This window comes from Methylovirgula sp. (genome assembly GCF_037200945.1).
GTDB lineage: Bacteria > Pseudomonadota > Alphaproteobacteria > Rhizobiales > Beijerinckiaceae > Methylovirgula.
This window is the reverse complement of record NZ_JBBCGP010000001.1, coordinates 3,721,776-3,734,936: the sequence shown is the minus strand read 5'-3', so window position 1 is coordinate 3,734,936 and position 13,161 is coordinate 3,721,776. Positions and strand designations below refer to the sequence as shown.

At 61.4% G+C, this 13,161-nt stretch carries 11 protein-coding genes and 1 tRNA gene; 6 read left to right on the top strand and 6 right to left on the bottom strand.

What is annotated here, in order from left to right; translation table 11 throughout:
* The 4 genes from mog to WDN02_RS18205 form a co-directional block, all read right to left on the bottom strand.
* On the bottom strand, positions 1–542 hold a 542-nt coding region (mog, locus tag WDN02_RS18220; RefSeq protein WP_337294827.1), incomplete at its 3' end, for a molybdopterin adenylyltransferase.
* A 52-nt stretch (positions 543–594) separates the two neighbouring features.
* The gene (locus WDN02_RS18215; RefSeq protein WP_337294826.1) at positions 595–1,284 is read right to left on the bottom strand and encodes an SPFH domain-containing protein; all 690 of its coding nucleotides are present in this window, start codon (positions 1,282–1,284) and stop codon (positions 595–597) included.
* Positions 1,285–1,335: 51 nt separating this feature from the next.
* Positions 1,336–2,490 carry a hypothetical protein gene (locus tag WDN02_RS18210; RefSeq protein ID WP_337294825.1) on the bottom strand — a complete coding sequence of 385 codons (1,155 nt, stop codon included), beginning with the start codon at positions 2,488–2,490 and terminating at the stop codon, positions 1,336–1,338.
* Positions 2,487–4,364, bottom strand: a complete 1,878-nt coding sequence (locus tag WDN02_RS18205; protein ID WP_337294824.1) for an extracellular solute-binding protein — start codon at positions 4,362–4,364, stop codon at positions 2,487–2,489. Before WDN02_RS18205 ends, WDN02_RS18210 begins: the two co-directional genes overlap by 4 nt.
* 317 nt (positions 4,365–4,681) lie before the next feature.
* Between WDN02_RS18205 and WDN02_RS18200 the strand changes: the two genes are divergently transcribed.
* Entirely contained in the window at positions 4,682–5,371 is a 690-nt protein-coding gene (locus tag WDN02_RS18200; protein WP_337294823.1) for an invasion associated locus B family protein, read from the top strand.
* 76 nt (positions 5,372–5,447) lie between these two features.
* On the opposite strand, the gene hspQ is transcribed toward WDN02_RS18200, so the two are convergent.
* Positions 5,448–5,777, bottom strand: coding sequence for a heat shock protein HspQ (hspQ, locus tag WDN02_RS18195; RefSeq protein ID WP_337294987.1), 330 nt, complete (start codon positions 5,775–5,777; stop codon positions 5,448–5,450).
* Between the two features lie 250 nt (positions 5,778–6,027).
* On the opposite strand from hspQ, the gene WDN02_RS18190 reads away from it, so the two are divergent.
* Positions 6,028–7,563: an NAD(P)H-hydrate dehydratase gene (locus WDN02_RS18190; RefSeq protein ID WP_337294822.1), complete on the top strand. Its 1,536-nt coding sequence runs from the start codon at positions 6,028–6,030 to the stop codon at positions 7,561–7,563.
* Here the strand turns inward: WDN02_RS18190 and WDN02_RS18185 are convergent.
* Positions 7,560–8,891 carry a multicopper oxidase domain-containing protein gene (locus tag WDN02_RS18185; protein WP_337294821.1) on the bottom strand — a complete coding sequence of 444 codons (1,332 nt, stop codon included), beginning with the start codon at positions 8,889–8,891 and terminating at the stop codon, positions 7,560–7,562. The genes WDN02_RS18190 and WDN02_RS18185 overlap by 4 nt on opposite strands.
* A gap of 143 nt (positions 8,892–9,034) precedes the next feature.
* Here WDN02_RS18185 and WDN02_RS18180 point away from each other — a divergent pair.
* The 4 genes from WDN02_RS18180 (at position 9,035) to clpX (ending at position 13,059) form a co-directional block, all read left to right on the top strand.
* Positions 9,035–9,119: transfer RNA gene (locus WDN02_RS18180), tRNA-Leu, on the top strand.
* Positions 9,120–9,219: 100 nt separating this feature from the next.
* On the top strand, positions 9,220–10,623 hold the full coding sequence (gene tig, locus WDN02_RS18175; protein ID WP_337294820.1) for a trigger factor: 1,404 nt from the start codon (positions 9,220–9,222) through the stop codon (positions 10,621–10,623).
* 95 nt (positions 10,624–10,718) lie between these two features.
* Positions 10,719–11,378 (top strand): ATP-dependent Clp protease proteolytic subunit, encoded by a 660-nt coding sequence (locus tag WDN02_RS18170; RefSeq protein ID WP_337294819.1) that lies wholly within the window; start codon positions 10,719–10,721, stop codon positions 11,376–11,378.
* Positions 11,379–11,793: 415 nt separating this feature from the next.
* Complete coding sequence (gene clpX / locus WDN02_RS18165) at positions 11,794–13,059, top strand: ATP-dependent Clp protease ATP-binding subunit ClpX (protein ID WP_337294818.1); 1,266 nt, start codon at positions 11,794–11,796, stop codon at positions 13,057–13,059.
* Positions 13,060–13,161 lie beyond the last annotated feature (102 nt).

The following is a 13,161-nucleotide window of genomic DNA, read 5'->3' as shown; positions in this document are numbered from 1 at the left end:
GATTTTGGCCGGAAGGATTTGACGACCGCGGGGTCCGTTTCGAGCCGCGCCGCGCCTATCAGATCAAGGCAATAGGGCACCGCCGGAAACACGGCGTTGAGACAGGTTTCAATCGCCGCCGGTTTACCCGGCAGATTGATGATGAGACAGGCGCCACGGTGCGCGGCAAGTTGGCGCGACAGGATCGCGGTCGGCACCTGTTTCAGACTTTCTGCGCGCATCAATTCGCCGAAGCCAGGCAATTCGCGCGGTGCGACGGCGAGCGTCGCTTCCGGCGTCAGATCGCGCGGGGCAGGGCCCGTGCCGCCGGTAGTCAGGATCAGATCGCAACCTTCGTCGTCGGCGAGATTGATCAGCGCATCGCGCACGGATTCAAAGCCGTCCGGAATGATGCGTTGCGCGATGTTGAAGGGTGAGGTCAGGGTGCGATTCAAGTAGGCAACGATCGCCGGCCCGCTTTCGTCGCGATAGATGCCCTGGCTTGCCCGGTCGGATGCCGTGACGATTCCGATGAGCGCGGTATCTTTGTGTTTATCTGGCATTTGAATCGTATTCGATCAATGATCCGCGCTCGCTCGCAAGCTTATGCAATTGTTATTCTCGCCGTGCGGCGCTGGCCCCGATGGCGCGGGCCATTTCGACAAATTCGCTCGGCATCATGATGATTGTCATGGTGTTTTGCTCAGCACCCACTTCCGTGATCATCTGCATCCGTCGAAGTTCAAGGCCAGCCGGGCTTTGCATGATGGTTTCCGCCGCCTGACGCAGAAGCCGCGCCGCATCGACCTCCGCCTCCGCCTTGATCTGCCGCGTGCGTTTTTCGCGCAGCGCTTCGGCCTCCTGCGCCATGGCCCGCTGCATCGTTTCGGGGATTTCGACGTCCTTCATCTGCACGCGTTCGACTTTCACGCCCCAAGGCTCGGTCACAACATCTATCATGTTCTGGAGCGCTTCGGAGACCGCTGCCTGTTCTTTCAACACTTCATCGAGGGAGTGTTGCCCGATGACATTGCGTAGCGCCGTCACCGCGACCTGAACGACACTATTGCCCACATTGGCGACCTCGATCACCGCCAGTTTCGGATTGACGGTTCGCCGCCATATGACGGCATTGATCTTCACCCGCCATTCGATGAAGGGGATCAGAAAATAAAGCCCCGGACCCGCCGTGCGGACATAACGCCCAAGCCGAAAGACCACCGCGCGCTCGTATTGCGTAGCGATCTTGCAGGTCGCGAAGAAGAGGATCGCGGCGACAAAGAGGATTGCGGCGAGAATGAACATGACGCGCCTCCTCCGCGGCCCCCACGACCGGCGGGCGCGGACTATGCCCGATCAATCCGTCGCCGTCACGCCCGCGCCCTCAAAAGCAAGCGTGTGAGAATCCGCTGCCTTTTCAAACGTCAACACGCGGGCCTCGTCGAAGCCGACAAAATGCGGCTCCTGCGCCGGAGGCACGGGAATGTGATTGCGGCGTGGTTCCGCGATGACGCTCGTTTCATCCACGGCGTAGAGATCGACGACCTGGCAGGACGCTTCGATCGCCGGCGGCGGCGTATAAGGTTGCTCGGCGGCAAGCCGCGATACAAGCACGACGGAGGCGAGGCCGTCGAAAATGCCGGCGAAATCACCGGCCAGCGCGGCCGGTAAAACAAGATGCGCGGAATCGGCCTGGTTACGGGCCGCTAGAAAATCCTCTTCCGAAAACGGCCCGTGCAGATAGAGCGGCGCGCCGGACAGAAGCGCTGCGCAGGGCCCGGCTATGAAGCCCGCCGCCGAAACCGGCGCCAGCGTGGACAGGATCGGCGTGACGCGGCCGACGCGGGCACGGGCGACGAAGTCGAGTCCGGCGGCGATCAAGCTGGCCTGCTGATGATGCACTGGTCGCGCACGAGCCCGATCGTAAGTGATGACGGGCGGCGGCTCGGCCGCCAGCGGCTTGCCGCGTTCAAGTCCGAAATCGGGATGCTGCGCAGCATATTTCAAGATCGCGCTAAGGCTAAGATCGACAGCTCCGTCGATTTCCGCCGGCCCAAAGGTCGCGACCAGCCGGACCGAAGGCATCGCGGCTGCGGCCGCTAGGCAGGTTTCAAACGAGGCGAAATCGCCGTAGCTGGTCGGACCGGCGATGGCCGCCGCCTCGATCGCCTGCCCGTAGGCGGCTAAGGCCGTGGCGTCGAGATCGACCGGCGTCAAGGCTGGCACGAAGCCGCCGCGCAAGGCGGCAATTGCCGCCGTTACCACCGAGACTTCCGCGCCGCCGACGATGAGGATGCGCTCACCGGGCTGCAGGCCGCACTCAGCGAGAATGCGCGCCAAAGCCGAGACCTGTGCGGCGACGATTCCGAAAGGCCACGGCCCGAGGCGATCGGCGAAGGCAAGGCCGTCCGGCCGCAGCCGCGCCGCGCCCGTCACGAGCGTGTCGAGACTATAGGGCGTCAACGCCTCTCGCCGGGCGGCCAAGGCTTCGAGAGGTTGGGCAATGTTCACGGCTTCTTCCTCCACCAGGAATCTAGCGCGTCATCGAGTGTTGGAGAACCGTAGGCGGGCAATTTCACGGGTCTTGCAAGCGTCGTGGAGGTCGCAATCCACTGATTTCGCGCGTGGTAGAGAGGGACGATATAGAAACCGGACAAAAGCACCCGGTCCAGCGCCCGCACACTCATCACAAAATCGTCCTGCGATTGGGCTGCGAGCAATGAGTCGACGACTGCATTCACCGCCGGTGATTCGACCCCGGCAAGGTTGTAGGACGCCGGCTCGTCCGCCGCCTCCGAACCCCAGCGGGTGCGCTCTTCGCTGCCCGGCGAGGCAGAGGCGAGCCATGAGCCGATCATCATGTCGAAATCGAAATTCTGCCGCCGGCGCTCGTATTGGACCTCATCGACCAGACGCACGCGCGCATCGACGCCAATGCGGGCGAGAGAATCCGCATAATTGAGGGCGAGACGCTCCTGCAACCGATCCTGAACCATGATCTCAAATCGAAGTTGCTGGCCGTTGTGGATTAGCTTGCCGTCGGCCACCTGATAGCCCGCTGAACCGAGCAGCGTCAGGGCGCGAAATGGCCAGATCCGATCGTGTCCCGAGCCGTCGGTTTGCGGCGGCTGCCAGAGACCTTCGAGAAAGTCTGGTCGCACAGCGCGCGGGAACGGCTTCAGAAGCGCACGTTCGGCGAGGCTCGCGGGACGCTCGGTCGACATGAAGATCGAATCGTCGAAGAAGCTTTTCGTGCGCGTGTAGAGACCGCAGAAAAGGTTGGCGTTGACCCATTCAAAGTCGAACGTCATGCCCAGCGCCTCGCGCACGCGAATGTCCTTGAACAGATCGCGCCGCAGATTGAAGACAAAACCATCCATGCCTTTCGGGCCGCCGATTGGCAGGCTTTCAATGGCGTCACGATGCGCACGCACGGCGGGGAAATCGTATCCCGTTGTCCAGCGCAAAGGATCGGTCTCGATGCGGAAATCGATGAGGCCGGTGCGGAATGCCTCAAAAAGGCTTGTCGGGTCCCGATAATAATCGATCTCGACCGCGTCGAAGTTGAAAAACCCGCGCTGGCTGGGCAGGTCCTTCGCCCAATAATTGGGATTGCGCTTCAAAATGAGCTTTTGGCCCGGATCGACAGTCGCGATCCGGTAGGGGCCCGAGCCGATGGGAATATCGAAACTCGCGGATTCGAAATTGGCGGCGTCGGTCGCCTTGTGCGAAAGCACCGGCATCAATGCGAGGATCAGCGGAAGTTCACGATCGCCGAGACCGGGAAAATCAAAGCGGATCGTTTCGTCGTCCGGCGTTTCCACGCTTTTGACGAGCGCATAGGCGCTGCGTTGTTGCGGGCGCCCCTTCGTCTTCAGCAGATCGAAGGTGAAACGCACGTCCGCCGCATTGATTGGGCTGCCATCGGAAAAACGCGCGCGCGGATCGAGATGGAAGAGCACGTAATCGCGCGCGGCGTCGGTCTCGACGCTTTTGGCGATCAGCCCGTACATCGTGAACGGCTCGTCCATCGAACGCGTCATCAGGCTCTGGAAAACGTCAGGAACCAAGCCTTCTGCCGCCGAGCCGGATTTGACGTTGAAAGGATTGAGGCTGTCGAATGTGCCGAGAACGCCGAGCGTCAGCCTGCCGCCTTTCTGCGCATTGGGGTCGGCATAAGGAAAATGCGTATAGTCCGCAGGAAGGGCCGGATCGCCGTGCATGGCGATGGCGTATGACGACGCAGCGCGCGCGGGATTGGCGAACGTCATGACGCTGGCGGCAATCGCCGCGAGCGCTGGCGCGGAGCCCGCACGCGACCGGCGCGTTGCATAAGAAACCCGGCCCCCCAACAGGCCGCGCGGACGAATCGTTTCGGCACGCATCTGATTAGTCTAAGGCGGGGGCCGCGAAAGCGCGATGCCTTGACGACCCTGCGCCTAACATCCGGAAATTTCACCATTTGCAGCGCTGAAGTCCCGCTTTTCGCGCCTTTTCGCGAGAAATTCTCCAAAAAGGCCCACGAAAGCGGTCGTCTTGAAGCCCTAGCCAATTTGTCGCCTTATTCCCGGGCGACTTCCGGCTCCAGTTCTTGACTGACGGCCAAGCTTCGCATCTTTGTGGCCCGCAGCCGACAAATGCTGTATTCACCCACCGCGCCGGCGCATCCCAGCCGGACGTTGACCACTGGAAAGGTTTCTCTATGGCGTCCCCGTTGATGCGTCTTGGCGTCGCTGGCTTGACTGGCTTTTTTCTCCTCGCCGCCGCAGCCCAGTCCTCGGCCCAGACTCAGCAGGCGCAGGGCCCGATCAAGCTCGATCTGATCGGCACACAGAGCAAGTGGACCAAGGTTTGCGGCCATGATCAGGCGGCCAATCGCGACGTTTGCTACACGACGCGCGATTTCAGCGCCCAGGCCAATCAGGCGCCGGTGATCGCGGTCGCGGTTTATGACATCAAAGGTGACGACACCCGCATCGTCCGTCTGCTGATGCCGGTCGGCCTCATGTTGCGTCCGGGGTTCCGCTTCTGGGTCGACAAGGGCGAGACGCTCGACGGCTCCTTCGAGATCTGCTTCCCCAACGGCTGTTTCGCGGAATCCAAGATCAAGGGGCCGACGGTTGACGATATGCAGAAGGGCACGACGCTCAGCATTGCGGTTCGCAACCAGGCCAATAACGAAGTCACCTTTGCTGTCCCGTTGGCGGGTTTTGGCGATGCCTTTACCGGCCCGGCCGTCGATCCCAAGGTTCTTCAGGCCGAACAGCAGAAGTTCCAGGACGAGTTGAAGAAGCGGGCTGAGGAAGAGCGCAAGCGCCTTCAGGCCTCCAAGGCCGGCGGCGGGAGTGACGCATCTGGCGGCGCGACCGGCGGCGCTTCTCTGGGTAAATAAACGCAGATCAGTGAGGGGGAGTATGCAACTCCCCTTTTCGCCGCACGAATTCCGAAGATTGACAGGAGTGTGGCGCCTAATTCAGGCGGCCGCCCTTGACATGATATCCACCGTCTTCGGCGCGGATGAACATTTCGTCAACCTGCGGGTGACGAACCGGCGTGCCAGACGTGTCCGGGAGCAAATTCTGCTCCGAGACATAAGCGACATATTCCGTATCGGCGTTTTCGGCGAAGAGGTGATAGAAGGGCTGATCCTTGCGCGGCCGCACTTCTTCCGGAATGGCAAGCCACCATTCATCCGTGTTCGCGAACACAGGATCGACATCGTAAATGATCCCACGGAAGGGATATTTGCGATGCCGGACAACCTGGCCGATACCGAACTTGGCTTTGCGGGGCTTCATATTCACGCGTTGCGCTCAGAACAGCGAAATACGTCCGCCGAAACGAAACTATATTCCACATTTGGGTAATCGGCTTGGTTAGCCGCCGGACCCGGCGATGTCAACTAAACGACGCCCCGCAGAAGCGGCATAAATATGTTGCTGCGCCACGGCGATGTCTCGATTTTCTGCGAGTTTGCGGTCGTCTGCACAAGGCTGGGTGATCATGTTGTCGCGTTTTTTCCCCCCTGAATTATTGACGACGCGCGAAATGAGCGAGGCGGACCGCCTCGCTGTCGCGTCAGGCGTGCCGAGCACGACATTGATGGAACGCGCCGGCGCGGCTGTTGCCAAGGCGGCGGCGCGGTTGATCGGCGGCCGGTCCGCGCAAGGGGCACGCATCGGCGTCTTCTGCGGCCCAGGCAACAACGGTGGGGACGGGTTTGTCGCCGCGCGGCATCTGCGCGCGGAAGGCTTCAATGTCTCCGTCGGTCTCCTCGGCGCGCGATCGCAGCTCAAAGGCGATGCCGCGTGGGCGGCGGAAGCCTGGGGTGACGCTATTCTACCATTCGATAAAGTTCCATTGGACGAAGCGAACCTTGTCATTTCGGCAATCTTCGGCGCCGGCCTTTCGCGCGACGTTGACGGTGACGCGCGTACCACGATCCTGCGGCTTAACGATTGGACGCGGCGCACGCGCAAACCAATCCTCGCCATCGACATACCCTCGGGTATCGATGGGTCAACGGGGCTGGTGCGTGGCGTGGCTATCGAAGCAACACAGACGATCACGTTTTTTCGACTGAAGCCCGGACATCTTTTGCTGCCGGGGCAGATGCATTGCGGCGAAATCAGTCTCGTCGATATCGGTATCCCCGAGTCCGTGCTCGCGACGATCAATCCGCAGACATTTGCCAATGGCCCGGCACTCTGGGGGGCGCATTATCCGCAACCGAATGTGGATGGACATAAGTATAAACGGGGCCACGCGCTCGTCCTGTCCGGCTCGCTCGCGCATACCGGCGCGGCGCGCTTGTCCGCGCGGGGTGCATTACGCGCTGGTGCCGGTTTGGTAACTGTCGCGACCCCGACAGATGCGCTGGCGGTTCATGCGGCTGCCTTGACCGCGATCATGACCCGCGTTTGCGACAGCGCTGCAGATTTGACCGAGCTGCTTGGTGACAAGCGCAAGAACGTTGTTGTGATGGGCCCGGGTCTCGGCGTTGGCGAAGCGACGCGCGAATTTGTGCTGACCGCTTTGGCGCAACCCGATGCGCCGGGCGAGCCGCGTGCGGTCGTTCTCGACGCCGATGCGTTGACGAGTTTCGCAGGCGACGCGATGACGCTTGCGAGCGCGATCAAGGCTTCGGGAAAAATCGTCGTGTTCACGCCGCACGATGGCGAATTCGCGCAATTGTTCTCGACCAAGGAGGGTGAATTGCGCGATCATCCGCAGGTCGAACTGCTCGCCTCGCCCTCCAAGCTCGATCGCACCCGCGCCGGCGCTACCTTGATGGGCGCGATCCTTTTGCTGAAGGGGGCGGATACGGTGGTGGCGGAACCCAATGGGCGCGCCTCGATCAATCATGGCGCGCCGCCGTGGCTCGCGACCGCGGGTTCCGGTGATGTGCTGTCCGGCATTATCGGCGGTCTTTTGGCGCAGGCGATGCCCGCGTTCGAGGCTGCGAGCGCCGGAACGTGGCTTCATGCCGCCGCAGCGCGCGAATTCGGTCCCGGCCTTATTGCCGAAGATATCCCGGAATATCTGCCACCGGTGTTGCGGCGCCTGCTCGAAAACGATCTTTAACTCACCTCAAACCACGTCACCATGTCCGCCGCGGGCACATCGAGCGGCAGCATTTCGATCGCCCATTTTCCGGAATTGTCGGCGACGAAGGCGATGTGTTTGGTGTGGCCTGGCGGCGCGATCACGCTGTCGCGCCAATAAGGGTCCCAGCCGTCGTCAAGGTCATGCAGGATGCGCAGCGCGTGGCCGTGAACGCGCATCTGTTGCGCGGCGCTACTTTTATTGACGAGCGCGAGTGTCGCGGGCGCCCCGCGCTTGATCGAAAACAGCGGCGCTTTGTCGAAGTCTTTCGCCGCCGTGCCGTTGAGACTGAACGGCGCCGCACCCCCGCCGGAGACGTTAATTTGCACGTTCCTGGCCGCCTCCAGCTGAATCTTTGCCGGCAAAAGCGGATTTGGCGGCAGATTCGGGATCGGATCTATGTCTGGCCATTTATTGCCCTCCGTCCGGAAGACCATGAGCGGCCGGTCGTGCGTGGCATCCTCGCGCAGGAGCAGGCGCGCCGTGCCGGACTTGTCCGGCAGATCGAACATCACGTCGAAGCGGCCGCCCGGTCCGATCGGCAGCAAATTGCCGCCCGGTGAAAAGGCCGCGCATGGCTGGCCGTCGATCGCGAGCACATGCGGGCTTACATTTTCAAAAGCGACAAAGAGCAGGCGCGAAGCGGCCGCATTTAACAGCCGCAAACGGATGCGGCTGCCGGGCTTGTAGGTCTCTTCCGTTGCCAGCGGCCTTGAATTGAGGGTCGCAAGCGACATCCCGGCTTGCGCAGACGCGAGGATCTGGGTTTTGGCGTCAAGCTGCCAATCGCTCAGAATGGCCACGATATCTTTGTCGGCCGGTGGTGGATCGACTTCATCCACGATCAGTGCGCCATAAAGTCCGTGTCGGAGCTGGTTCCCGGCGTCAGGGGCGACAAAGGAGCGATAGCCGAAAAGGCCGGCGTCCACCGGCTTGAGCGTATAATCGTAGCTGTTGCCTGGCGGAACGGGCTTTTGCGTTAGCGGGGCAACCCCGTCGAGAGCATTTGGAATGCGCAGGCCCCAATTCGCCAGGGTCAGCGGCTGGTCCGTCTGATTGACCAGCCGAATCGCAAGCCCGTCGCCGAGCTTGCACCGCAATAATGGGCCGGGCGCGGTGCCGTCGAAACCAAGAATGTCGGTTTCGGGCGCGGCTGTCGGCATCAGGCGGACCTGTGCCTTCTGGGCGACGAGCCGACGCGGCGGGGCCTCGGGTACAGGGGGCTCTGACGGCGCGCGGCGCTCAGGATGATGGGCAATCAAGGTTGCGAGCGTCGAGCCGAGCAGCACGCGGCGGGAAAGGATCATGCGAGGGTTCCACTCATGGCCCTTTTGCTAGCCATGATTCCGGTAAAACGATAGGCGGCGTAAACGTCACTTTTTTGCTGCGGCCGCCATCGGGCGTGCTATAGACGCGGCCCGAGCGGTAAACGCCGCGCTCTGCGGCGCGCGCGGGCGTGGCGGAACTGGTAGACGCGCCGGATTTAGGTTCCGGTGGTGAAAACCGTGGGGGTTCGAGTCCCTCCGCCCGCACCAATCGCATGATTTCTCGCGCCCTGTCCGAAGCTTAACGGCGCCGGTCGCGGCTTTTGTTTTGAAGGCAGCGGTCGAAAATTTAAAGAAGGTGGATGAGCCGATGCAAGTGACGGAAACACGCTCCGAGGGCCTGAAGCGCGAATATAAGGTCGTGCTGCCAGCGGGCGATCTCGCCTCACGGGTCGAGAACCAACTCAACGAGATCAAGGCCAAGGCGCAGATCAAGGGTTTCCGTCCCGGCAAGGTGCCGGTCACGCATTTGCGCCGCCTTTACGGCCGCTCGATCATGGCCGAGGTGATGCAGGAGGCCGTCAACGACGCCAATCGCAAGATCATCGAAGACAATTCGCTGCGCCTCGCCGGCGCGCCGCGGATCGATCTGCCGAAGGATCAGGACGAAATCGAAAAGGCCTTCGAATTCAAGGCCGATCTCTCCTATGTCGTGGCGCTTGAAGTTCTGCCGAAAGTTGAAGTCGGCAGCTTCGACGACGTCCAGATCGAACGTCTCGTCGCCGATATTCCCGATGTCGACGTCGATGCCGCGATCAAGACCATCGCCGAGCGCAACCGCCCGTTCACGCCCAAAGAAGGCGAGGCAGTTGCCGAGAACGGCGACAAGGTAACGATTGATTTCGTCGGCAGGGTCGGCGGCGAGGAATTCCAGGGCGGCAGCGCGCAGGATATCGACATCGTCCTCGGCGCTGGCTCGTTCATTCCCGGCTTCGAGGAACAGGTGGTCGGCCTGAAGGTCGGCGAACAGCGCACGATCAACGTCACCTTCCCCGAGACCTATGCGGAAGCCACGCTCGCCGGCAAGCCAGCCGAATTCGACGTGACGCTGAAGGCCGTCGCGGCGCCGGGCATGCTCGACATCGATGATGAGTTCGCCAAGGGCCTCGGCTTCGAGGATATCGAAAAACTGCGTCAGCAGATGCGCGGCTCGCTTGAGCGTGAAGCGAGCGTCGTCTCGCGCCGCAAGTGGAAGCGGGAACTGCTTGACGCGCTCGACAAGAAATATTCGTTCGAACTGCCGCAGGAACTGGTCGACCGCGAGTTCGACGCGATCTGGCAGCAGGCCGAGGCCGAGCTGAAAGCTTCGGGGCGCACCCTCGCCGATGAAGGCACGACCGAAGAGCAAGAGCGCGCCGCCTATCGCCGCATTGCCGAACGCCGTGTGCGGCTCGGCTTGGCCTTGGCCGAGATCGGCGACAGCGCCGGCGTTAAAGTTTCGGATGAGGAAGTTGCTCAGGCACTTTATGAGCGTGCGCGCCAATATCCCGGAATGGAAAAGCAATTCGTCGATTTCTACCGCAACAATGCCGACCGCCTTTCCGAGATCCGCGGGCCGCTGTTTGAGGAAAAGGTCATCGATCACGTCCTCGGCCAGGCCAAGGTCGCAGACCGTCATGTCAGCAAGGACGACCTGGTGAAAGAGGTCGAGGCGGCGGAGAAGGCGGCCGAAGAAGAGGCTCAAAAGGGGCTGGCACCTGCGGCTGCGGGTTAAGGCTCCCGCAGGCGTTGCGAAAGCGGCGGAAGCGATTATCTTCCTAAACCGAAGCGTCTGACGTCTAGCCGAGACGGCATAGAAAAGGTTCTACGATGCGCGATCGCGATCCCGTTGAAATTTATGATAATTACCTGATTCCGCAGGTCATCGAGAACACGAGCCGGGGCGAGCGCGGCTTCGACATTTATTCGCGTCTCCTGCGTGAGCGGATCATCTTCCTGACCGGCCCGGTCGAGGACAACATGGCCTCGGTCATCGTGGCGCAATTGTTGTTCCTTGAGGCGGAGAATCCGAAAAAAGAGATCTCGATGTACATCAATTCGCCGGGCGGCGTGGTGACCTCGGGTCTGGCGATCTACGACACGATGCAGTTCATCCGTCCGAAGGTTTCGACGCTCTGCATCGGGCAGGCGGCTTCGATGGGCTCGCTGCTCCTCGCCGGCGGCGAGGCGGGTATGCGCTATGCGCTGCCGAACGCCCGCATCATGGTGCATCAGCCGTCTGGCGGCTTCCAGGGCCAAGCATCGGACATCCTGCGCCATGCCGAGGACATCATGAAGATCAAGCGGCGGCTCAACGAGGTCTATGTTCGCCACACTGGCAAGGATTATGACACGATCGAAGCTACGCTCGACCGCGATCACTTCATGACGGCTGACGAGGCGAAGTCCTTCGGGATCGTCGACCAGGTGATCGAGAAGCGGCCGGACGAGACGCCGGCTGGCAAAGCCGCGGCGGCCGCAGCCGCTTAAGCGCGGCTTTTACGCTGAATTGTGTCCACAGGAGTCGAGCGTCCCCGGACGGGAATGCTCGCCCGTATCGGCAGCATGTATGTGGAGAAGCGGCAGCAAACCTTGGCAACTCGGCCACTGGCACATAGATTGCTGCTTGGCGGCACACTCGCCCGCTTAACTTAATAAACGCAAATTGATGACAGTGTGAAGTCAGTTGGATGCGCCGATGTGGCATAAAAGCCGCGTCCGACGCGTCAAATTGGACCGGGGCTTGATCCCGGGCCTCCCGCGTGATGCACTTGCGTTTACCAAAAACGACGCAGATGCGAATGGGCGGGGGGCGTAAAAGGCGGGCGAGAGGTTCGAGATCGAGCTTTCGCCCGGCGCAAGAAAACAGGGTCCGGCTTCGGTCTGGCCCATAAGGAGATAGGCCATGACGAAGGTCGGCGGCAGCGACTCGAAGAACACGCTCTACTGCTCATTTTGCGGCAAGAGCCAGCACGAAGTCCGCAAGCTGATCGCGGGTCCGACGGTATTCATTTGCGATGAATGCGTTGAACTCTGCATGGACATCATCCGCGAGGAAAACAAATCCGCGCTGGTGAAGAGCCGTGACGGCATCCCGACACCCAAGGAAATCTGCAAGGTCCTCGACGATTACGTCATTGGCCAGGCGCAGGCGAAGCGTGTCCTCTCGGTCGCCGTCCACAACCATTACAAGCGCCTCAACCACGCGACGAAGCACAACGACGTCGAGCTGGCGAAGTCCAACATCCTGCTGATCGGCCCGACGGGTTCCGGCAAAACGTTGCTGGCGCAAACGCTGGCGCGCATTCTCGATGTGCCGTTCACGATGGCTGACGCAACGACGCTGACGGAAGCCGGCTATGTCGGCGAGGACGTCGAAAACATTATCCTGAAGCTGCTCCAGGCGTCCGACTACAACGTCGAGCGGGCGCAGCGCGGCATCGTCTATATCGACGAGATCGACAAGATTTCGCGCAAGTCCGACAATCCCTCCATCACCCGTGACGTCTCGGGCGAGGGCGTGCAGCAGGCCTTGCTCAAGATCATGGAAGGCACGGTTGCGTCCGTGCCGCCGCAGGGCGGCCGCAAGCACCCGCAGCAGGAATTCTTGCAGGTCGATACGACCAACATCCTGTTCATCTGCGGTGGCGCCTTCGCCGGTCTCGAAAAGATCATCGCCTCCCGTGGCACGCAGACCTCAATTGGTTTCGGTGCCACCGTCGTATCGCCGGATGAGCGCCGCACCGGCGACATCCTACGCAGGGTCGAGCCGGAGGATTTGCTGAAGTTCGGTCTCATTCCGGAATTCGTCGGTCGTCTGCCGGTTCTGGCGACGCTCGAAGACCTGGACGAGGAGGCGCTGAAGCGGATTCTGGTCGAGCCGAAGAACGCGCTGGTCAAGCAATATCAGCGTCTGTTCGAAATGGAGAATACGGAGCTGACTTTCCAGGACGAGGCGCTGAACGTCGTTGCCAAGAAGGCGATCGATCGCCGGACCGGCGCGCGCGGCCTGCGTTCTATCATGGAAGCGATCTTGCTCGACACCATGTTCGAGCTGCCCGGTCTCGACAGCGTCGAGCAGGTCGTCATCGGACCGGATGTGGTCGAAGGCAAATCGCGGCCGCTCTATATCCACGCCGAGCGGAACGAGAAGAGCGCCACCAGCGCTTAAGTCTTGGTTGAGTTTGCAGCGAGGACGACGCCCTATGTCGTCCTCGATTCTGTCTCCCCTTTTTCCTTTTAGTCGGGTTCGTTTGAGAGAGCTGCATAGCAG